This window comes from Pseudomonas sp. NPDC008258 (assembly GCF_042956345.1).
Lineage (GTDB): Bacteria > Pseudomonadota > Gammaproteobacteria > Pseudomonadales > Pseudomonadaceae > Aquipseudomonas.
Map to the genome: position 1 here is coordinate 1 of NZ_JBIBGE010000023.1, position 21,265 is coordinate 21,265.

General features: G+C 63.7%; 20 protein-coding genes. 10 read left to right on the plus strand and 10 right to left on the minus strand.

Going from position 1 to position 21,265, the window contains the following annotated elements; genetic code table 11:
- The first annotated feature begins 321 nt into the window (after positions 1-321).
- Entirely contained in the window at positions 322-2,130 is a 1,809-nt protein-coding gene (locus ACFY9W_RS18615; protein WP_391132832.1) for an SbmA/BacA-like family transporter, read from the plus strand.
- Between the two features lie 121 nt (positions 2,131-2,251).
- Here ACFY9W_RS18615 and ACFY9W_RS18620 read toward each other — a convergent pair whose 3' ends face one another.
- Both ACFY9W_RS18620 and ACFY9W_RS18625 read right to left on the minus strand, forming a co-directional pair.
- Positions 2,252-3,454: an MFS transporter gene (locus ACFY9W_RS18620; RefSeq protein WP_391132835.1), complete on the minus strand. Its 1,203-nt coding sequence runs from the start codon at positions 3,452-3,454 to the stop codon at positions 2,252-2,254.
- Positions 3,455-3,538: 84 nt separating this feature from the next.
- Positions 3,539-3,853: a helix-turn-helix domain-containing protein gene (locus ACFY9W_RS18625; protein ID WP_391132838.1), complete on the minus strand. Its 315-nt coding sequence runs from the start codon at positions 3,851-3,853 to the stop codon at positions 3,539-3,541.
- Between the two features lie 402 nt (positions 3,854-4,255).
- On the opposite strand from ACFY9W_RS18625, the gene ACFY9W_RS18630 reads away from it, so the two are divergent.
- From ACFY9W_RS18630 to ACFY9W_RS18645, 4 genes are all read left to right on the plus strand, one after another.
- Positions 4,256-6,496 (plus strand): FepA family TonB-dependent siderophore receptor, encoded by a 2,241-nt coding sequence (locus ACFY9W_RS18630; RefSeq protein ID WP_391132841.1) that lies wholly within the window; start codon positions 4,256-4,258, stop codon positions 6,494-6,496.
- Positions 6,497-6,651: 155 nt separating this feature from the next.
- Positions 6,652-6,939, plus strand: coding sequence for an iron transporter (locus ACFY9W_RS18635; RefSeq protein WP_391132844.1), 288 nt, complete (start codon positions 6,652-6,654; stop codon positions 6,937-6,939).
- Positions 6,936-8,456: a PepSY domain-containing protein gene (locus ACFY9W_RS18640; protein WP_391132847.1), complete on the plus strand. Its 1,521-nt coding sequence runs from the start codon at positions 6,936-6,938 to the stop codon at positions 8,454-8,456. Before ACFY9W_RS18635 ends, ACFY9W_RS18640 begins: the two co-directional genes overlap by 4 nt.
- Positions 8,453-8,785, plus strand: a complete 333-nt coding sequence (locus ACFY9W_RS18645) for a DUF3325 family protein (protein ID WP_391132850.1) — start codon at positions 8,453-8,455, stop codon at positions 8,783-8,785. The genes ACFY9W_RS18640 and ACFY9W_RS18645 overlap by 4 nt, the downstream gene beginning before the upstream one ends.
- A 104-nt stretch (positions 8,786-8,889) precedes the next feature.
- Here the strand turns inward: ACFY9W_RS18645 and ACFY9W_RS18650 are convergent, their stop codons facing one another.
- Positions 8,890-9,981, minus strand: a complete 1,092-nt coding sequence (locus ACFY9W_RS18650) for a pyridoxal phosphate-dependent aminotransferase (RefSeq protein ID WP_391132853.1) — start codon at positions 9,979-9,981, stop codon at positions 8,890-8,892.
- A gap of 163 nt (positions 9,982-10,144) precedes the next feature.
- On the opposite strand from ACFY9W_RS18650, the gene ACFY9W_RS18655 reads away from it, so the two are divergent.
- Entirely contained in the window at positions 10,145-10,684 is a 540-nt protein-coding gene (locus ACFY9W_RS18655; RefSeq protein ID WP_391132856.1) for a histidine phosphatase family protein, read from the plus strand.
- A 3-nt stretch (positions 10,685-10,687) separates the two neighbouring features.
- Here ACFY9W_RS18655 and ACFY9W_RS18660 read toward each other — a convergent pair whose 3' ends face one another.
- Both ACFY9W_RS18660 and ACFY9W_RS18665 read right to left on the minus strand, forming a co-directional pair.
- Entirely contained in the window at positions 10,688-11,473 is a 786-nt protein-coding gene (locus ACFY9W_RS18660) for a sulfite exporter TauE/SafE family protein (RefSeq protein ID WP_012271535.1), read from the minus strand.
- Positions 11,474-11,578: 105 nt separating this feature from the next.
- The gene (locus tag ACFY9W_RS18665; protein ID WP_391132859.1) at positions 11,579-12,172 is read right to left on the minus strand and encodes a helix-turn-helix domain-containing protein; all 594 of its coding nucleotides are present in this window, start codon (positions 12,170-12,172) and stop codon (positions 11,579-11,581) included.
- Positions 12,173-12,286: 114 nt separating this feature from the next.
- On the opposite strand from ACFY9W_RS18665, the gene ACFY9W_RS18670 reads away from it, so the two are divergent.
- The 3 genes from ACFY9W_RS18670 to ACFY9W_RS18680 all read left to right on the plus strand — a co-directional run bounded on the left by ACFY9W_RS18670 (position 12,287) and on the right by ACFY9W_RS18680 (position 15,076).
- Complete coding sequence (locus tag ACFY9W_RS18670; protein ID WP_391132862.1) at positions 12,287-13,423, plus strand: FAD-dependent oxidoreductase; 1,137 nt, start codon at positions 12,287-12,289, stop codon at positions 13,421-13,423.
- 12 nt (positions 13,424-13,435) lie between these two features.
- Positions 13,436-13,813, plus strand: coding sequence for a Rid family hydrolase (locus ACFY9W_RS18675; RefSeq protein WP_391132865.1), 378 nt, complete (start codon positions 13,436-13,438; stop codon positions 13,811-13,813).
- A gap of 198 nt (positions 13,814-14,011) precedes the next feature.
- Positions 14,012-15,076 carry a hypothetical protein gene (locus ACFY9W_RS18680; RefSeq protein WP_391132868.1) on the plus strand — a complete coding sequence of 355 codons (1,065 nt, stop codon included), beginning with the start codon at positions 14,012-14,014 and terminating at the stop codon, positions 15,074-15,076.
- A 155-nt stretch (positions 15,077-15,231) separates the two neighbouring features.
- Here the strand turns inward: ACFY9W_RS18680 and mcpA are convergent, their stop codons facing one another.
- On the minus strand, positions 15,232-17,118 hold the full coding sequence (mcpA, locus tag ACFY9W_RS18685; protein ID WP_391132871.1) for a methyl-accepting chemotaxis protein McpA: 1,887 nt from the start codon (positions 17,116-17,118) through the stop codon (positions 15,232-15,234).
- Positions 17,119-17,260: 142 nt separating this feature from the next.
- Positions 17,261-18,139 carry a LysR substrate-binding domain-containing protein gene (locus ACFY9W_RS18690; RefSeq protein WP_391132874.1) on the minus strand — a complete coding sequence of 293 codons (879 nt, stop codon included), beginning with the start codon at positions 18,137-18,139 and terminating at the stop codon, positions 17,261-17,263.
- Between the two features lie 102 nt (positions 18,140-18,241).
- On the opposite strand from ACFY9W_RS18690, the gene ACFY9W_RS18695 reads away from it, so the two are divergent.
- Complete coding sequence (locus ACFY9W_RS18695) at positions 18,242-18,670, plus strand: PACE efflux transporter (RefSeq protein ID WP_391132877.1); 429 nt, start codon at positions 18,242-18,244, stop codon at positions 18,668-18,670.
- 18 nt (positions 18,671-18,688) lie between these two features.
- Here the strand turns inward: ACFY9W_RS18695 and ACFY9W_RS18700 are convergent, their stop codons facing one another.
- The 3 genes from ACFY9W_RS18700 to ACFY9W_RS18710 all read right to left on the minus strand — a co-directional run bounded on the left by ACFY9W_RS18700 (position 18,689) and on the right by ACFY9W_RS18710 (position 21,253).
- Positions 18,689-19,750 (minus strand): hypothetical protein, encoded by a 1,062-nt coding sequence (locus ACFY9W_RS18700; RefSeq protein ID WP_391132880.1) that lies wholly within the window; start codon positions 19,748-19,750, stop codon positions 18,689-18,691.
- Between the two features lie 113 nt (positions 19,751-19,863).
- A complete protein-coding gene (locus ACFY9W_RS18705) occupies positions 19,864-20,532 on the minus strand; it encodes an FCD domain-containing protein (protein WP_391132883.1) in 669 nt (222 codons plus the stop codon).
- Between the two features lie 16 nt (positions 20,533-20,548).
- Positions 20,549-21,253 carry an FCD domain-containing protein gene (locus ACFY9W_RS18710; RefSeq protein ID WP_391132886.1) on the minus strand — a complete coding sequence of 235 codons (705 nt, stop codon included), beginning with the start codon at positions 21,251-21,253 and terminating at the stop codon, positions 20,549-20,551.
- Positions 21,254-21,265: the final 12 nt, after the last annotated feature.

A 21,265-nucleotide genomic window follows, 5' to 3' on the forward strand; every position in this document is an offset into this window, starting at 1 on the left:
TTTCCCCATGTGAGAGTAGGTCATCGTCAAGATTCATTTCGCAAAACCCCTATCTGCGCATGCAGGTAGGGGTTTTGTCTTTGTGGGCCAAAAAAAGTCCCCTGGCCTCACAACAATCCCTGTGGGAGCGGGCACGCCCGCGAACACCGGCGCAGCCGGTGCCATCCACCGCGTCTCATGCTTCGCGGCTAAAGCCGCTCCCACAGGGACCGCGCCAGCTTCTGTAATCGCGCAGAGCAATCATGAAACCTGCGTCATGTATGCCTGCCGACTCACTGCTCAATGCTACGCTCGCGGAAATACTCAGCGCGGATACCCACCATGGACATGAACTGGCACCAGGCCCTGCAGGAAAGCCTGATCTGGCTTGCAATCGCCTCGTTCATCACCCTCATCTGCTTTGCTGCTGCCGCCACCGTGGCCGTACGTTGTACGCGCTGGGGCAGCCAGTTCTGGCAGCTTGCCGGGCCCTATTTCAGTTTCAGGCGCAGTTGGCGGCCGCTATTGGTGTTTGCGCTGCTGCTGGTGTTAACGCTGTTCTCGGTGCGCCTGAACGTGCTGTTCTCGTTCTGGTACAACGGCTTCTACAGCGCCTTGCAAGGCCTTGATCAAACCGCTTTCTGGTACCTGCTCGGCGTCTTTGCCGTATTGGCTACCATCCATGTGCTGCGCTCGTTGTTCACCTTCTATGTAACCCAGGCATTCAGCATTCATTGGCGAGTGTGGCTCACGGAGCGCCTGACCCACGACTGGATGCGCGGCGATGCCTACTACCGTGGCCAGTTCCTCGCCGAGCCGGTGGACAACCCCGACCAGCGTATCGAACTGGACGCCAACGCTTTTGTCAGCAACTCGGTAACCCTCGCCCTGGGCGCGGTCAGTGCACTGGTGTCGCTGGTAGCGTTCACCGGGATCCTCTGGGGGCTGTCGGCACCGTTGACCGTTGCCGGTGTGGAAATCCCGCGGGCGATGGTGTTTGCCGTGTACCTGTATGTCATTGTCGCCACCTGGATAGCCTTCCGCCTCGGGCGGCCTCTGATCCGCCTGAACTTCCTTAACGAGAAGCTCACCGCCAACTTCCGTTACGCGCTGATGCGCCTGCGCGAGAATGCCGAGAACATTGCCTTCTACCAGGGTGCCCTGGTAGAGCGGGGGACGTTGCTGGGCCGCTTTGGCGCGTTGATCGTCAATGCCTGGGCACTGGTATTCCGGAACCTGAAGTTCAGCGGTTTCAACCTAGGGGTAAGCCAGGTGGCCGTGGTATTCCCGTTTATCCTCCAGGCACCGCGCTTTTTCAGTGGGGCAATCAAGCTGGGCGATGTCATGCAGACTTCCCAGGCCTTCGGCCAGGTGCAAGATTCGCTGTCGTTCTTCCGTGAGTCCTACGATTCCTTCGCCCAATACCGTGCCACCCTCGACCGTCTGACCGGTTTTCTTGAAGCCAACGAACAGGCAAGTGCCCTGCCACGTGTCATCACCGAGCACCAGGCACATGCTCTGCAGATCACCCAGCTGCAAGTGCTGCGCCCGGACGGGCACGCCCTTATTGCCGACTTGGACCTCAGCCTACACGCCGGCCAGGCGCTGTTGATCAAAGGCCCTTCGGGAAGTGGCAAAACCACCTTGTTGCGTGCACTGGCGGGCCTTTGGCCCTACGCCGAAGGTGAAGTCCGGCGGCCGACAGGCCATCAAGCGCTGTTCCTGTCGCAACGCCCGTACTTGCCCTTGGGTGACTTGCGGACCGTTATTGCCTACCCGGCGACCAGCAAGCCTGAAGATGAAGCGCGCATGCAGCAGGTATTGCGCCAGGTCAACCTGGCCCACCTGGCCGAGCGGCTGAGCGTTAGCTGCGATTGGTCACACATTCTCTCGGTGGGTGAGCAGCAGCGCCTGGCGTTCGCTCGAGTGCTGTTCAACCGGCCGCAGGTAGTGTTCCTTGACGAGTCCACCTCGGCGATGGATGAAGGCCTGGAGCATACACTGTATTCGTTGCTGCGCACGGAGATGCCGGGCGCGCTGCTGGTCAGTATCGGCCATCGGAGCACGCTGGCGGGGTTCCATACGCACCGGCTGGAGGTGGATGGTCAGGGCGGCTGGTCATTGCTCAAGCAAGCTGTGCAACCTGCGTAAGCCTCACATGTATCTGGTCAGGACAGTGGGTGACAGCATGCAGGGCGCCGGCATCGTCCGCGGCGACCTGGGCGTGGTCGCCTTCAGCGTGCGTAGCCATGGTCCGGCGGCTTGGGCTGGCTCAGCGCAACAGCGTTACCCCCAGCAGGGTGGCGCTGGCAAACCCCGCGCCAACCAAAAAGGTTGCCTGGAACCCCGCACCATCCCACAACAACCCGGCCACCACGCTGGCCACCAGCAGCGCCACCCCGGTCAGCAGGTTGAACAAGCCGAAGGCGGTACCACGGAGGTTGGCGGGCGCGCTGTCGGCAATCATGGCTGCGAAGATGCCCTGGCTGAAGCCCAGGTGCAGGCCCCAGGCCGCCACCCCCAGGGCCAACCCGACCCAGCCCGGCAGCAGGGCCAGCAGCAGGTCGGCGACAATCAGCAGCCCCAGCCCTGTCATCAGCACTCCACGGCGGCCCACGCGGTCCGACAGCACCCCGGCAGGGTAGGCCGACACTGAGAAGGCCAGCGCCATCAGCACCAGCACCGCCGGCGCCCACATCGGCGCCAGGCCCATGTCCTGTGCACGCAGCAGCAAGAACGCCTCGCTGAAGCGAGCCAGGGTGAACAAGGTGGCCAGGCCGACAAGTCGCCAGTAGGCTGGCTCCAGGTGCACCAGTTCGTGCAGTGCCAGAGGGGCGCGCACCGGGCTTCTCGTGGTCGGCATTTCGGGTTCGCGTACGAAGACGACGAGGATATAAACCGCCACCAATGCGGGGATCACCGCCACCCAGAATACAGCCTGGAAATGGCTCGCGGTCAGCCACATCAACACCATCGCCAGCAGCGGCCCAAGGAAAGCCCCGACCGTATCCAGCGCCTGGCGCAGCCCGAAGGCGGCGCCACGCAACTCAGGCGGCGTGGCATCGGCCACCAGTGCATCGCGTGGCGCCCCACGAATGCCTTTGCCGACCCGGTCGACGAAGCGTGCCGCGGTCAACCACTCCACGCCGCCAGCCATGGGGAATACCGGCTTGGTCAGCGCGGCCAGGCCGTAGCCGATTACCGTCAGCAGCTTGCGCTTGCCCAACCGGTCGCTGAGGGCGCCGGAGAACACCTTGGTGATCGATGCGGTGGCTTCGGCAATGCCTTCGATAACACCCACCGCTACTACCGAAGTGCCGAGCACCGTGACCATGTACAGCGGCAGCAGGGCGTGGATCATCTCCGAGGAAATGTCCATGAACATCGATACGAACCCCAGCGCCCAGACGCTACGCGGGATTCTCGGCAGGGTTCTGCTGGCACTTGCTGAGCGGCTTTCTTCATGGCTGCGCATCTGGGGCCTCGGCAGAATTGCTACGTTCGAAACTGTAGTAGCCGGTGCGCGGATTTTCGCCGGGACACTCATTCAGGGACTCAGTCAACGCCCCTGAAGCACTTCGCGAAAAACGTCGGGGCGAGAGGCAGCAATATGGAGGAGGGACCGAGCGGCACCGGATGGTGAACGCCGACCCTGCTCCCATTCCTGAAGCGTACGCACCGAAACACCTAGCATTTCGGCAAACCTGGACTGGGAGAGCCCTGTTCTGCTGCGTGCCTCGGCGGCCTCGGTTACCTCTACCTGAAGTACCGCACCATAGCGGCCAGCTTTCACATCGCGAATGGACTCCAGTAATTCCTCACCGATGTTACGGCTGGCATCCCTCAGTCTCAGTTCGTTTTCAGTCAGGGGCATGGTTGAACTCCTTTTAGTGCAATCCAATGTTAGTTGATGTCGCGATTTTGCTTTGTTCGTCTGAGCTCAAGCAGCGTGAGGATGTATCGACTGGTTGCTGATCAGCCCGTTCCTGCTGAAATCGCCAGGGCCGCTGTGCGCGGCTCATCGCATGCAAGCCAGCTTCTACAAGGGCCGTACAAGCAATTGCCTGTTGCGCACGGCCACTGCTCTACTCCGCGTTCCAGCAAAGTTCCGTTACAAACATGTAAACTTCGTAAATAAGATTTACTCGCATTTGCAGCGCCCTATATTTACCACCCCTGTTGGCCACCAAACTGTGTTTGCGAGGCCGGTGGGCGAGGGCTCCCGGTTTCCAACAGGGATGTGCCGTTTCGCTCATGAATCGCAGGAGATGTACCCATGCAGTGCAGAACTTCACCCAATAGCCTGGCCCTGGCGTTCGTCGCGCTGGCGTCGCCGGCCATGATGGCCACCGCGGCTGAAGCCGAGGAGCAGCGTGCGGGTGAGGTGCTGGAAGTGCCGGTCGCCGAGAACGCGCTGGTGATCCAGGACACCCTGGTCACAGCCGAGCGCGAGGCCCGCCAGGCCCTGGGGTCGTCGATCATCACTGCCGAAGACATCAAGCGCCACCCGCCGTCCAACGACCTGTCCGACATCATCCGCCGCGAGCCCGGTGTCAACCTGACCGGCAACAGCGCCAGCGGCGCACGGGGCAACAACCGGCAGATCGACCTGCGTGGCATGGGCCCGGAGAACACCCTGATTCTCATTGACGGCAAGCCCTCCAGTGCACGCAACGCTGTGCGCTATGGCTGGAACGGCGACCGCGATACCCGCGGTGAAACCAACTGGGTGCCGGCCGAAGCGGTCGAGCGCATCGAGATCCTGCGCGGGCCGGCGGCTGCACGCTACGGCTCCGGCGCCATGGGCGGGGTGGTCAACATCATCACCAAGCGCCCCACCGACGAGCTCAAGGGCAGCGTCAGCCTGTACACCCAACTGCCGGAAGACAGCGCCGAGGGTGCCAGCCAGCGTGCCAACTTCAACCTTGGCGGCGGCCTTACCGATAATCTCGGTTTCCGGCTGTATGGTGGCCTGGCCAAGACCGACGCCGACGACCTGAATATCAACGCCAGCCATGCCAACAGCGCACTGGTTGCCGGCCGCGAAGGTGTGCGCAACAAAGACATCAACGGCCTGCTGAGCTGGAAGCTCAACGACGAGCATCGCCTCGAAGCCAGCGCAGGCTACAGCCGCCAGGGCAACATCTACGCTGGCGACACCATGAACAGCAACGGCGGCAGCGACGTCGCGCTGATTTCCAGCCTGTATGGCCACGAAACCAACGTGATGCAGCGCAGCACCTACGACCTGACCCACCTGGGTGATTTCACCTGGGGCACCAGCAAAACCACCCTGGCCTATGAATACGTGCGCAACTGGCGCCTCAATGAGGGCCTGGCCGGTGGCCCGGAGGGGGCGATCAACGACAGCGGTGCGGCGATGTCGCGGCTGCGCAACACCCGCTTGAGCAGTGAGGTCAACCTGCCGTTTGCAGTAGGCAGCACTGAGCACGTGCTGACCCTGGGCGGCGAGTACCTGTACGAGTCGCTCAACGACCAGGGGTCGTTCCGCCCGCAAAGTTTCGACCCGAGTGCCTCGGGCAGTGACGCGATCAGCGGCTTCGACCGCAGCGAAACCAAAATGACCGCCAAAAGCTACGCGTTGTTCGTCGAAGACAACATCGTCATCGGCGACACCACCGTGACGCCAGGCCTGCGCTTTGACCACCACGAGATGTTTGGCGACAACTTCAGCCCAAGCCTGAACCTGTCGCACAAGCTGACCGAGGCACTGTCGGTCAAGGGCGGTATCGCGCGCGCCTACAAGGTGCCGAACCTGTACCAGTCCAACCCCAACTACCTGCTCTACAGCCGCGGCCAGGGCTGCAGTGTGCAGCAGACCAACTCCGGCGGCTGCTACCTGCAAGGTAACGCCGACCTCAAGCCGGAGATCAGCGTCAACAAGGAAATCGGCCTGCTGTACGACCGCGGCACCTGGCGTACCAGCGCTACCTATTTCCGCAACGACTACAAGAACAAGATCATCGGCGGTACCGATGTGCTCTACGCCATCAACAGTGGCCGCCGCGTGACCCAGTGGGAGAACGCGGGTGAAGCGCGGGTGGAAGGCATCGAAGGCAACTTCTTCATCGAGTTGACGCCGAGCCTGGACTGGAACACCAACCTGACCTGGATGCTTGACAACGACAACCGCGAGACCGGAGAGCCGCTGTCGGTGATCCCGGAATACACCGTCAACACCACCCTCGACTGGCGTGCCACCGAGCAGCTGTCGTTCCAGGTGGCGGGCACCTACTTCGGCAAACAGAAGTCGCCGACCTACAACTACCGCACTCAGCAGGACTACGACCAGGCAGCGCAGCAGGACGTCGAGGCCTATGGCCTGGTGGATCTGAGTGCCGGGTACAAGTTCAACGCCAACTACGACGTGCGGGTAGGGGTGAACAACGTGTTCGACAAGCAGATCCTGCGGGGCGGCAATGCCAGCAGTTCGGGGGCCAACACCTACAACCAGCCGGGCCGGGCGGTGTTTGCTGCGCTGAATATCAACTTCTGACACAAGGGGCCGCTTTGCGGCCCTATCGCCGGCAAGCCAGCTCCCACAGGTACCGCACAGCATTCGAACCTGGTGCAATTCTTGTGGGAGCTGGCTTGCCGGCGATTGGCTGCGCAGCAGCCCCGGCCTCATCACCGGACCTCAAGGAATCTCCGATGATCAACCTCCCAGCCTGGCTGCTGATCCTTTCCCGCAGCGCCGCCGCACTGCTCGGCGGCTATGCCCTCAGCTACGCCGCCACTGCATGCCTGGCCCGCATCCTGCCGCTGTCTGCCGTAGACGCGATCATTGTCGCGACCCTGCCTGCGTTCATTTTCTACACCGCTGCCATCCTCTGGGCTTTCGCCTGCCGTGATGCCCTGCGCGCCTGGGCGCCGCTGGCGCTGGCTGCGCCCCTTGCCCTGATTGGCTTCTGGCCGCTGGTACTGGAGCGGCTGGCATGAAGAGCACCTTTACCCAATCGATGGCCTGGCTGCACACCTGGGCCGGGCTGGTCTTCGGCTGGCTGCTGTTCGCAATCTTCGTCACCGGTACCCTGGCGGTATTCGACAAGGAGCTCAACCACTGGATGCAGCCGGAAATTCCGGCCACCCAGGTGTCCCAGGCCGACGCTGCACAGCGTGCCATCGCGTACCTGCAGGCCCATGAGCCGCAGGCGGGCAACTGGGGCATCAGCCTGCCAAGCGAGCGTTCGCCTGGGCTGCGTGTGTCCACGGGTGACCGGCGCCATGGCGTTGGCGTACAACTCGACCCACTCACCGGGGAAGCCATCGAGGTGCGTGACAGTGTCGGCGGCAACTTCTTCTTCCGCTTCCACTTTACCCTCGACCTGCCACGCAACTGGGGCATCTTCGTGGTCGGCGCGCTGGCGCTGGTGATGCTGGCGGCGTTGGTCACCGGCATCGTCATCCACAAGAAGATCTTCAAGGAGTTCTTCACCTTCCGGCCGAACAAGGGCCAGCGCTCGTGGCTGGACTTTCATAACGCCAGCGCGGTGCTGTTGCTGCCATTCCACCTTATGATCACCTACACAGGCCTGGTGATCTTCATGCTCATCTATATCCCCGCCGGGGTTGATGCGCTGTTCGCCGGTGACAACCGTGCCTACTTCCAGGCCCAGGGCAATGCCCGCGTGGAGCAGCCCCGTGGCCTTGCCAGGCAGCCGGCTGCGCTGGTCGATGTGGCACCGCTGCTGGCCCGGGCCGAGGCGCAGCTGGGGCCGCTGGGCGGCTTGAATATACGCAACCCGAACACAGCGGCGGCGCGTATCGAAATTCGCCCCGAGTTGGGCAACCGCATCGCCTTGGCCAAGGGCCAGGCCATGGTCTTTGATGGCGTCAGCGGGGCGTTGCTCAGCGACGTGCCGCAGTGGCGCGCGGCCCCGCTTACCCAACGGGTCATGGTCGGGCTGCACTTTGCCCAGTTTGGCGGCTACCCGATGCGCTGGCTGTACTTCATCTGCGGGCTGGTCAGTTGCCTGATGATCGCCAGCGGCCTGGTGCTGTTCTGCGTGAAACGCGGGCGTAAATACGCCACTGCCACCGCCGAGGGTTCAGCGCGACGCTGGTACCGGGTTGCCGAGGTGTGCAATGTGGCTTTCATCAGTGGCCTGTTGCTGGCCTGCGTGGGGCTGTTGTGGGCCAGTCGCTTGCTGCCCGTTGAGTTGGCGCAGCGTGAGGGCTGGGAAGTGCGTGCGTTCTTTGGCGTATGGCTGTTGGCGTTGTTGCATGCCGGTATCAGGCCGGCACGCCGGGCCTGGGTTGAGCAACTGCTGCTGGCGGCATTGCTGTGCATCGGGCTGGGTGCGTTTGGCGGCCTTGAGGACGCGATGCGCCTGGGGGTGGCGGCCTGTGCGTTGGTGCTGGGCATATTGCTTGGGCTTGCGGCCTGGCGGGTGCGGCAAGCGCAGCCCGTGCAGCAGAAGGCCGGGGCAGGGCGACGACAGGAGGCTGAGGCATGATGATGTGGATTACAGGCGGCGTGCTGTTTGCCTACGCGGGCATGCTCGGGTTGTGCCAAGGGCTGGAGCGGCATTACAAACAGGTATGGAACCGGGCTTGCCCGCGCGTGTTGCGAATCGGCCTGCGCGGTGCAGGGTGGTTGGCGTTGCTGGCCAGCCTGGTGCTGTGCGCCCGGGCCTGGGGTTGGGCCATGGGGCCGGTGGCCTGGTTTGGCGCGATGTCGCTGGCAGGGATGCTGTTGGTGATGCTGCTGCCGTACTGGCCAAGGCTGGCGGTGAGGTTGGTGATGGCGTTGCCTGTTTGGGGGCTGATTGTGATGATGACCTGATCTGGCCTCATCGCCGGCAAGCCAGCTCCCACAGGATTACCGCAGCCTGTCATGCCAGTGCAGTACCTGTGGGAGCTGGCCTGCCGGCGATGAGGCCCCCGCGGTCAGCCAGGCACCACCTTGGCGAACGCCGCGCGAAAGCGCTGCATGTCTCGCTCATCGCCCACACTCACCCGCACCCAGTTCGGCCAGCTCGGCCAGATTCGCCCCACCAGCACGCCTTGCTCTGCCAGGCGCTCGACCACCGGCTGCCCGGGCCCGCGCATATCGATCATGAAACAGTTGGCCTGCGACGCAGTACAGCGCCAGCCGCGTTCGGCCAGCCAGCCGATGGTCTGGTCGCGCATGCGGGCGTTGTCGGCCTTGCGCTGCGGCACCAGCTGGCGGTCCTGCAAGCTGGCCAGGCCTGCCAGCAAGGTGGGGGCTGCCGCGACATTCTGGCCGTCAAACGCTTCCAGCCGCTGTAGCAGCGGTGCCTGGCCAATCGCCAACCCCAGGCGTGCGCCCGCCATGCCGTACAGTTTGGAAAACGTCTGCAACACCAGTAGCTCTGGGTGGTCATTGACCAGATCGATGCAACTCTGTGCATCGCTGAAATGAATGTAGGCCTCGTCCACCAGCACCACGCTACCTGCCGGCTTGCGCGCCAGCAGCCGTTCGATGTCCTGGCGTGGGGTAACGGTGCCGGTGGGGTTGTTGGGGTTGCACAGGTAGATCAACCCCGCTGCCGGGTCGGCCGCCAGCATGGCGTCGACATCATGGGCGAACCGGGCATCGAGGGCGATGCTGTGCACCCGGGTGCCACGCCCCACGGCGGCTTCGGCTGGCGCTTCATAGGACGGTTCCGGGACCACGAGGCTGCGTGACCCGGTGAACGCCATCACCGCGTGCTGCAACGCCAGCTTCGAACCGCAGAACACTTTCACCTGGTCCGGCGTCAGACCGTGTTCGGCGGCGAACAGGTCGATCAACCGGTATTGCGCATCATAGGGGTAGCGCCCACACAGGCCGATACCTTCTTGCATGGCTTCGCGCGCCGCCGGGCTTGGGCCCCAGGGGCTTTCGTTGTAGTTGATGCGTGCCGGGCCGCCATTGGTAGCCGGGGAGGGTGATGCAGCGTTGGCCCAGTTGATCTGCCCGAGCAGCGGCAAGGCCATGCCCAGGCCCACCAGCGAGCGACGTGTCATTGCGGTCATGCGTCGACGTCCCTGTTGTCATTGGTCACTTCAGGGACGAAGTTCGGCCGCAGGAATTAATGGTGGCAAATCGCTGCTGGCGTGGTCGGCATCGACATTGTTGCAGCCAAACGCTTTGCGGCATGCTAAACCTTGCGCCCCAGCCTGCCACGAGAAACGCCTGGTGAAAGCCACCCGCCTGACCCTGATCTGCCATGCCCTGACCCAGGCCCAGAAGACCGGGCGCCTGCACTGTGCCGGCGACGGTATCCTGCCACTGGCGCAACCGCCGGCAGCCACCCTGCCTGGTGTGCAACTGCTGACTGCGCCGGAGCGGCGCGCCTTAGAGACGGCAGCATGGGTGTCGGGGCCGGTGCGGGTCGAGCCGGCCTTGGCCGATTGTGACCTGGGGGGGTGGAAGGGGCTGGCATTGAAGCAGTTGCAGGCCGAGCAGCCTCAGGCACTGGCGCAATGGCTACACGATCCGGCAAGTGCGCCGCACGGGGGGGAGTCATTCGCCGCGCTTTGTCAGCGCGTGGCGGGCTGGTTGGCAAGCTTCGACAAGCCGGGCGAATGGCTGGCGGTAACCCACCCCATGGTCATCCGCGCCGTGCTGGTACACGTGCTGGGCTGCCCGATGAGTGCCGGGCAGCGTATTGATGTATTGCCGCTGTCACGCCTGGCGTTGAGCTTTACCGGGCAGTGGCGCCTGCGCCTGGTTTGAGCTTCAGAACGCCAGCTTGTAGCCGATCAGCAGCAGCATCGCCGCCAGGCATGGGCGCAACACGCGGTCGGAGATCCGCCCGGTGAGGTGGCTGCCCAGGTAGATGCCCGGCAGCGAGCCCAGCAGCAGGTAGCCCAGCAGCGACCAGTCCATGTTGCCCATGCCCGCGTGGCCCAGGCCTGCGACCAGGGTAAGCGGCACGGCGTGAGCGATTTCGGTACCGACCAGGCGGCGGGTGACCAGGAACGGGTACAGCAGGAACAGCGCCACGGTACCCAGTGCACCGGCACCGATAGAGGTGAGGGTGACCATCACCCCCAGCACCACGCCAGTCAACACGGTGAGGATGTTCAGGCTGCGATCACTGAGGTGGTAGTGGTCACCGGCATGGCGGCTGGCAAAGGCTTGCAGGCGTGATTTGAACAAGATGGCCAGTGCAGTCAGGATCAGCACCACCGCCAGGCCTTGCTTGATGATGGCGTTGAGCGCCGAGGTGTCGGTGTGCAGGGTGCTGAGGAACCACAGGGTCAGCGCAGCGGCGGGTACGCTACCCAGGCTGAGCAGGCCGGTGATCTTCCAGTCAATGTTCTTCTGGCGCGCATGCACCCAGACACCACTGGCCTTGGTGATTGCCGCATAGAGCAGGTCGGTGCCGACGGCCGTAGCCGGGTTGATGCCAAACCACAACAGGATCGGGGTCATCAGCGAGCCGCCACCTACGCCGGTCATGCCGACGATGAAACCCACAACCAGTCCAGCAATGGTGAAACCAAAAGAACCTACATCCATACGCTACTCGACTGCCCAACTTTGCCCGTTATCGGATGCAGCCAGCATATAGATTTTTTTATAGCCAAATAGACTTGTTCGTTATTAGGTTATAACCGCGTCGGCTTAACGATCGGTCATCACCACCATCACGTGGGCATCGCCGCCGTCCTCGCTCTCGGACAGGTAGATGTGCCCCACCTGGCTGTCGAAGTAGGCGGTCTCCTGCGGCCCGATACTCACAGCTTCGCCGGTCTCGAATTCGATGCGTACGCGCCCGCTCAGCACCAGCGCGAACTCTTGCCCGGGGTGGCGGATAAAATCGTCGAACTGGCCGCGTTCACGGGCGATGATGCGGGCATAGGCCGGGGTCATGCGGCGTTCGGGGAAGTCGCCGGCGATGGGGTGGTAATCGTAAGTGCCGGTCGAATAGCCCGCCGCCGCCGGCAACGAATCGACCACCACGGTCACGGGTACCGGTGCGCTGACCGTAGCGCCGGAGCGGAACAATTGAGCGATATCGACATTCAAGGCCCGGGCAGCGGCGGCGAGCTTTTCATAGCTGACCGATACCTGCGCCAGCTCCATCTTCGACAAGGTGGACAGCGGTACGCCACTGGCTTCGGACAATTGCTTGAGGGTCATCTGGCGCGCCTTGCGCACCTGGCGCAGGCGCTGGCCGACTACAGCACGGTCCAGCAGGGGTAGGGCAGCGGGCATTCAGGGTTCTCGGCATACGGCATTGGTCGGGCATCTTACCTTGGGCACTTGCGTATTTCTAAATTCTCATATATTAGAATTCTCATAAATGATAATTCATTGGCAGGAGCGTTCATGACCCCGACCTACGACACCCTCATCATCGGTGCCGGCATTGCCGGTGCCTCACTGGGCTATCGCCTGGCCGGGCAACAGCGGGTGCTGCTGCTGGAGCGTGAGTCGCAGCCTGGCTACCACTCGACCGGGCGTTCGGCCGCCATGTTCATGGAGGCCTACGGTACCCCGCAGATCCAGGCGCTGACCCGCGCCAGCCGGGCGTTCTACGAGTCGCCACCGCAAGGGTTCTGCGAGCACCCGTTGCTGGAACCGCGTGGCTGCCTGTACGTGGCCAACGTGGAGCAGCGTGCGCTGCTTGAACAGACCCACGCGCAAAACCTGGCCAACGGCACCGAGGTCAGCCTGCTGGACCGCGATGCCGCCCTGGCCCTGGTGCCGAGCCTGCGTGGCGAATGCCTTGCCGGCGCGGTGCTTGAGCCCGGCGCCATGGACCTGGATGTGCATGCGCTGCACCAAGGCTTCCTGCGCGGCTATCGCGCCGCAGGTGGTGAGCTGCGTTGCAACGCCGAGCTGATCCAGGCCTGGTACCTGGACGACCTGTGGCAGGTGGAACTGGGCGATGGCAGCCGGGTGCAGGCGCGCCAACTGGTGAATGCCGCAGGCGCCTGGGCCGACCGCGTGGCCGAGCAGTGCGGTGTGGCACGTATCGGCCTGCAACCGTGCCGGCGCAGCGCGTTCACATTCCCCGGCCCGGCAGACCAGGACTTCGCCCGCTGGCCAGCGGTGATCGGCGTCGACGAAAGCTTCTACTTCAAACCCGATGCCGGGCAGCTGCTGGGGTCACCGGCCAATGCCGACCCGGTCGAACCCCAGGACGCCGCCCCTGAAGAGTTCGATGTGGCGTTGGGCATCTACAACATCGAGGCCATGACCACCCTGGCGATTCGCCGCCCGAGCCACACCTGGGCCGGGTTGCGTTCGTTCGTCGCCGATGGCGATCTGGTGATCGGCTTCGATGCGCAAGCCCCCGCGTTCTTCTGGCTGGCGGCACAAGGTGGCTATGGCATCCAGTCGGCTGCAGGCGCCTCGCGCCTGGCGGCCGATTTGCTGCTTGGCCAGCCCCTGTGTCCTGGCCTTGTCAGCCAGGGTGTGGCGCCCGAGCGCCTGTCCCCGGCCCGTTTCCAGCAACCTTGAAAGGAACATCCCATGAGCAATGATATCCAGCGTTTCCCCAGCAGCCTGCCGTTCCCGTTCTCCCGTGCAGTGAAGGCGGGTGGTTTCCTGTTTCTCTCTGGCCAGGTGCCCATGACTGCCAGCGGCGAAGTCGTGCTCGGTGACATCCAGGCCCAGACCCGCGCTGCCTGCGAGCGTATTGCCGAAAGCCTGGCGGCGTGCGGTGCGCGTTTCGACCAGGTGGTAAAGGCCACGGTATGGCTGTCGGACATGAGCCACTTCGCCGGTTTCAACGAGGTGTACAAGGAATTCTTCGGCGCGGCGCTGCCGGTGCGTTCGACGGTGGCCTCGGCATTGGCGCTGGGGGTGGACGTGGAAATCGAAGTGCAGGCGTTTGTCGGCCAAGCATGACCGAGGCACGAACCCATGTGGGAGCGGGCGTGCCCGCGAAAGAGCCAACACGGTGGATGGCACCGGCTTTGCCGGTGTTCGCGGGCACGCCCGCTCCCACAAGGGTTGCGCAAGCCTTGAGATTTCGGAGCAACACAGCTGCTCCTGCAAAAGGCATGCGGTGGCGGTAAGACAACAACAATAAATCCAGAGGTTCACATGCAAGAGCAACTGAAGATTGCCGGCGCATTTGTCGGCGTGATCGTGGGGGCGGGGTTCGCTTCGGGGCGGGAACTGTTGTTGTTCTTTGTCGATTTCGGCGTGTGGGGGCTGGTTGGCGCCATGGTCAGCGCGGCCCTGTTCACCTTCCTCGGGATGGCCCTGGCCGGGCTGGGCAACCGCCAGCAGGCCACCTCGCACAAGGATGTGATCCAGGCCATCTGCGGCCGCCACCTGGGCCTGTTCGTCGACTGGCTGATCACCTTCTTCATGTTCGCCGTCACCGTGGTCATGCTGGCCGGTGGGGGTGCGCTCCTGGAGCAGCAGTTCGGCATACCGGCGTTGACCGGTAGCGTGCTGGTGACGCTGGTGGTAGTGGGCATTGTCTGCCTGGACGTGCGCAAGGTGATTCTGGCCATTGGCGCCATCACTCCGCTGTTGATCCTGGTGGCATCGGCGATCGCGTTGTATGCCGTGTTCACCCGCGAGCAGAGCTTCGCTTCGCTCGATCACCTGGCCAGCCAGCAGCAGGCCGGCACCCGTCACTGGCTGTTGGGCGCATTTTTGTATGTGTCGTACAACATCGTTGCGGGTGCGCCGATCCTGGCCATTCTGGGCGGCTCCGCCAAGGGTGAGAAAACCGCAGTGTGGGGAGGCTTGCTGGGAGGCGCGGCGTTGGGCGGCCTGATGCTGGTGATGAGTGCCGGCCTGCTGTCACGCCTGGACAGCGTGGCCGACCTGCCCATGCCGATGCTGTCGATTGCCAATGAGGTGTCGCCGTTGCTGGGGCTGGTGATGTGCCTGATCATCTTCGGCATGATCGTCAATACCGCGGTGGGTACGCTGTTTTCGTTCCTTTCGCGGCTGCTGCCGGCGGGGACCGCGAAGTTCCGCTGGGGCTCGGTGGTCACCGGTGTGGTGGCGTTTGTCTGCAGCCTGGTGGGGTTCATCAGCCTGGTGGGCGAGGTGTACCCGTTGTTTGGCTACCTGGGGTTCGTGCTAATGGCGGCGGTGTTGCTGGCGTGGGTGCGGCGGGGCAGGGCTGTAAAGGCAGCGGTGGCATAAGGGGGCTGCTGCACAGCCCAATCGCCGGCAAGCCAGCTCCCACAGGTACAGCGCTGCCCTTGAGCCTTGTGATATCCCTGTGGGAGCTGGCTTGCCGGCGATTGGGCCGGTACAGGCGGCAACAGTCAGTGGCCGTTGACGCCTGATTGCAACGATTAAATCCTGAAGCTGCCTACCAGTTGCTTCAAACGCCCGGCCTGCTGGGCCAGTTGGTCGCAATGGCGCAGGGTGTCGTTGAGGTTTTCCACCCCTTGCTGGTTCAGGGCGTTGATCTGGGTGATGTCCAGGTTGAGGCTCTCGACCACGGCGGTCTGCTCCTCGGTAGCGGTGGCCACCGACTGGTTCATGCCATCGATTTCGCCGATGCGCTGGGTGACGCTGGCCAGGCGTACGCCGGCCTGGTTGGCCACCTGCACGGTCTGTTCGCTGGACACCTGGCTGGTGTTCATGGTGTGCACCGCTTCGCGCGAGCCTACTTGCAGGCTGGTGATCATGCGGTGGATCTCTTCTGCCGACTCCTGGGTGCGATGCGCCAGGTTGCGCACTTCGTCGGCCACCACGGCAAAGCCACGGCCGGCCTCACCGGCACGGGCTGCCTCGATCGCGGCGTTCAGCGCCAGCAGGTTGGTCTGCTGCGAGATGCCCTTGATCACGTCCAGGATCTTGCCGATTTCGTCGGTGCTGGCGTTGAGCGTTTCGATCTGCGCGCAGGACTCGCTGATGCGCTGCGACAGGGCGGTCATGGCGCTGATCGCTTCTTCGACCACTTCACGCCCACCGTGGGCCTGCTCGCTGGCGCCACTGGCATGCTGCGATGCATCGGCCGCGTTACGGGCGATTTCCTGGGTAGCGGCGCCCAGCTCGTTGATGGCTGCAGCCACGCTGTTGGTGCGCATGCTCTGTTCTTCAGAGCCGCTGATCGATGCGTTGGACGCGCTGACCACTTTCTCCGACAGGTCATGCACCAGGCGGGTGGCCGAAGACACTTCGCTGATCGAGGCATGGATGCGCTCGACAAAGCGGTTGAACGAAGTGGCCAGCTCGCCGAATTCGTCCTTGTTCTGCACGGTCAGGCGGCGGGTAAGGTCACCTTCACCCTCGGCGATGTCGCGCATGGCGCGGCCCATGGTGGTCAGCGGGCTCATCAGCACCGGGATCAGCAGGCCTAGCACGCCGGCGATGGCTGCCACGGCAATCAGCATGGCGATGATCGCGGAGGTGCGGAACTGGCTGAGTGCGGCGTAAGCCTTGTCCTTGTCGATCGACAGGCCGATGTACCACTGCGCAGACGGCAGGCCGGCCACCGGGGCGAAGGAGATGATGCGGTCCTGGCCGTTGAGGGTGACATCCTGCATGCCGGCGGCAACCCGCAGGTTGCTGCCGGGGTAGATGTCCTTGAGGTTCTTCATCACCTGGTCTTTGTCTGGGCTGACAATCACCTGGCCGTTGGCGTCGGCCAGGAAGGCGTGGCCGATGCCGCCGAAGTCGACCGAGTTGATGATCTCGACCAGGGTATCGAGGGTCACGTCACCGCCGACCACACCGACCAGCTCGCCATTGTTCTTGCTCTTCACCGGTGTGGCGATGGTCACCATCAGGCCACCGACCGCCCCTTGGTACGGGGCGGTTAGCACGGTTTGCCCGGCGCTGGTGGCGGCGCCATACCATGGGCGCTGGCGGGGGTCGTAACCGGCAGGCATCTGGGTATCCGGGCGCTGGGTGAACACACCGTTGGCCTGGCCCAGGTAGGTGAACAGGAAATTACGCGTGTAGGACGGCTGCTCGATCAGCCCCGCCAAGGTCTCGCCGGCACCTTGCTGGCCGATATCCTGGGCCAGGTTTTCCAATACCAGGATGCGCCCGCTCATCCAGTTCTGCACGCTGCTGGCGGTCAGTGCGCCGGCTTGCTGCACCGAAGCTTCGATGTTCTGGCGGATGGTGTTGCGTTGCAGGTAGTCGTTGTAGAGTGTGAACAGGGCAAATGCCAGTACCACGACGCCGCAGGCGCTGAGCAGGATCTTGTGGCGAAATTTCAGGTTCATGTTTCGAGACCTTGAGCCAATGAGGGGAGGGCGCAGCGCACTCATGACGCGCTGCGGGGCCTGTCGACCGAGATATCGGCTCAGGGGCTAAAAGATTGAAGTGCTTACAGAAATTTCTTACGGTCGTTTCGACAGACGGTATTCACTGGCGACTCAGTTGCTCGATCAGCAACCGTGCGGCTTGCTGCAGCGGCTGTTGTTTTCGCCACAGGATGTGCACCGGCAGCTGCAATTCGTTGCGCGTATTGCGAAAGTCCAGGCGCACCAGGCGCCCGCTGGCCAGCAGCGGCGTAACCCGCGACAGCGGCAGGTCGCCCCAGCCAAGGCCGGCTTCCACCATCTGCAATGCCAGGTCGAAGCTGTCGGTGGACCAGTGCGTCGCGCCGATCAGCGGGCGCGGGTCGGCCAGCGGCAGGTCGCGGCTGCGCACCAGAATCTGCCGTACCCGGGTCAGGTCTTCCAGGTAATGGATACGCCCCTCTTGCAAGGCTGGATGGGTGGGTGACAGGGTGGCCACCAGCGACTCCATGCCGATGTGCTGGAAGCCCCGGCGGGCGTCGACCTGCAGGCCGGCAAAGGCCACGCACAGGTCGGCACGGCCGCTGTCCAGCAGGTGCAGGGCTTCTTCCTGCGGGGCGCTGAGCAGGGCGATGTCCAGCAGCGGGTGGCGCTCGCCGAGGTGGGCGATGGCTGCCAGCAACGGCCGGTGGTCGATGTCTGGTACCACTGCCAGGGTCAGGCTGCTTTCCAGCCCCTGGGACAACTCCAGGGCGTGTACCTGCAGCAGCCCCAGTTGTTCGCCAATCAGCCTGGCGTGGGGTTCGAGGGCCAGGGCCTGTGCGGTTGGGCGAACTTCACGTGGGCCGCGTTCGAACAGGCTATAGCCCAGTTCCGCCTCAAGGTTGCCAATGGCCATGCTCACGGCCGACGGCACCCGCTGAAGGGCGCGCGCAGCCGCGGAAAACGAGCCGCGATCGAGCACGGCAAGAAACAATTGGATGTTGTCGCTGGAAAAGTTCATGGCAGCCTCCTGTCAGTAGATCTGACAGCTGCTGACTTTTGCTGTCAAGCATGATGAAGCATGATCGCGCCCCATCGCTTTTGTCATTGGAGGTAACCCCGGGTGCAGGGACTTAAACGCAAACTGGTCTACGTGACTTTCTATGAACTGATCGGGCTGTGCATGTCGACACTGGGGCTGGCTTACCTGTCCGACACCGAGGCGTCGCACACTGGGCCGCTGGCCGTCATGATCACCACCATCGCCATGCTCTGGAACCTGGCCTACAACACCTTGTTCGAATACTGGGAAAGCCGCCAGGCCAAGCGCGGGCGTAGCGTGGCAAGGCGGGTGGCGCATGCCATCGGTTTTCAGCTGACCCTGGTGGTGTACCTGATTCCGTTGATTGCCTGGTGGCTGCACATGACGCTGATGGAGGCGTTGCTGGTGGACATGGCGTTCATCGTTCTGGTGCCTTGCTACACCTTTGCCTACAACTGGGCATTCGACCGGGTGTTCGGGTTGCCGAACTCGGCCATGGCTACAGCTTGATGTAGCCTGAACCGGCCCCTAAGGTGGCAGGCGAATGATCAAAGGCTCTTGCTGCTGCTTCACTTGCTGCTCCACAGGTTGTTCAACCGGCCGCGGCACACTGGCCAGCAAGCTGTCTTCAACCTGCCCCGACAGGTAGTACACACCCGCCATGGCCCCGCTCTGGCGGTTTTCCATCAGTTCCTGCCATTCCTCGTTCAGCGCCACGTTGAGGATCACCCGCAACTGCTCGACCATCTGTGGGTGATCGCGGTCATGGGTCATCATGCCGTAGCCGGCCGCGGCGATCGAAATCATCGCCCCCGCCACCTTGCCCACTGCCGACGCCACGGCGCTGGCGATCCCGCGCGGGGCAAGGGTGGCGCCGAGCTTTTCGCTGGCGCGGGTGGCCACTGAGTCAAGCCCGACGTCAGTCTGCCCAGGGCCTTTGCTGGCCAGTTGGTGCAGGTGCTGGCGCATGGCTTGCCAGGCCGATTGCTGCTCAAGCGACTTGGCCCTTAACAGTTGATACAGGCTGGCATTGCGCGCATCCGGTGGGCCCAAATGGATGGCGGGGATGCGGTTGAGGCGTTGGCTGAACTGCTCGGGGGGCGCGTTGTAGCGGCTGATGATGGCCGGTAACTGCTGGCCAAGCAGTTGCAGGTACAACTCGCAGGCGCGGTCGCGTATACCCTCGGGGTTGATCTGTTCGGCCACCGGCTCGATCACCCGCTCGTGGTACTGCTCCTGCAGGTACAGGGCCAGGCGTTTTTCTGCAGGCTCCCGGCCTTCGCCGCTGTCGAGCTTGTACCAGGCCACCTTGAGGGTAAGCCACTGCTGGGTCCAGTAGCCGGTAAACCAGGGGATGAAGTCGCTTTCGGTGCGCTGCTGCACCTGCTCCTTCCACACCCGCATGGAGCGCCGGGCATAGTCGTTGGCCGAGCCGGCGGCGCCCACCGAGGCATCGATCAGCTCCTGGTCGATGCGTTGCCAGGCGGCGGGGGTGAGTACAGCGGGCGGCGGCGGGGCAGGCGGGCGCTTGCTTGCGCAGGCGCCGAGGGCCAGCAGAAGGCACAGCAATAGAAGGGTTTTGGAACTCACGCGACCGCCTCCCTGGTAGAGGCTGGGGTGGTGTTTCGAGTATAGGGGCGGCAGTGAGCTACTGCCGTGCAGCCCATCGCGACACAAGGCCGCTCCTACAGGGGATCGCGTAATTACGCCAGGTCGAGTTTTTCTTCCAGGCGGTCCAGGTGCTTGTGCATCAAACCCAGCGCTGCCTCGGCATCGCCTTGCTCCACGGCATCGATAATGGCCGCATGCTCTTCCCACGCACAGTGATCGCAGCACGGTGATTCGTAGCGGGCAATGATCAGCGAGGTCATCGGCACCAGGCCATTGAGAAAGCGCGCCAGTGGCGCATTGGCAGCCACTTGCGCCAGCTTCAGGTGGAACTCGCCGCCCAGGCGGATCGCCGCGCAACGCTCACCGCTTTCGTGGTGCTGGCGTTCGCGTTCTACCAGTTGCCGCAGTTGGCGCACCTGAGCCGGCCGGGCACGCTGGGCGGCCAGGGTAATCAGCGTGGTTTCGGCCAGGCGCCGGGCACTGAGTACCTGGCGCGCCTGGTCCGGGTCGGGCGCGGCCAGGTGCGCGGTGTGGCTGGGGCGCTGCACCACCACCTGCTGGTCGCTGAGGCGCCCGAGCACACGGCGGATCACGGTGCGGCTGACGCCAAAGGCATGGCCCAGTGCCTGCTCGGGCAACAGCGCACCCGGTGGCAAGCGCTGTTCGAGAATGGCGTCGAACAGCCGCGGGTAGATCTGCTCGGCCGACAGGCGGGTTTCGCCAGCCGCGAGCAGGGCAGGCAAATGGGGGGCGGCGTTCATGGGCGCTCTCCTGGGGTCATGGGTGCGGGTGTTCGTCCGGGATGTTCAGCGAAATGCCCATGCGCTGGCCTTCAGCCAGAATGTGCTGGCGCATCTGGGCGCTGGCCTGGGCACTGTTGCGTTCACGTATGGCGCGCACCACGGCTTCGTTTTCCTTCAGCCTCGCCGCCAGGTGCTCTGGCGAGTTGCGCAGCATGTCGGCGCTTTGCTTGAGGGCATTGCCGGTCTGCTGCACCACACTCTGGAAAATCGGGTTGGTGGTGAGGGCGAACAACGCCTCATGGAAGGCGATGTAGGCTTTTACCCCGGCTTCGCTGTCATCGGCCTCCAGTGCTTCGCGCATGTCCATCAGGGTGAGACGCAACTGGCCGATGTCCTGGCTGTTGGCCGACTGCGCCACCAGCCCGACAATGAAGGGTTCCAGGGTGTAGCGCAGCTCCAGCACATCGGCCAGGCTGGCTGCGGCACTGGTGTCCATGCCCTGTTCCACGGTAACGGCGTCGGCATCCAGTACCAATACGCCCTTGCCCGGCAGCGAGCGCACCAGGCCCAGGGTTTCCAGCACAGTCACCGCTTCGCGCAAGCTGGGGCGGCTGATGCCCAGTTGTTCAGCCAGCTCGCGCTGGCCCGGCAGCATGTCGCCGGTGCGCCATTGGCCCCGGGCCAGGGCCTGGCGCAGTTTTTCCACCACTGAGTTGACGACGGTCGATGAGCTGATCACGGTTCGCTCCTG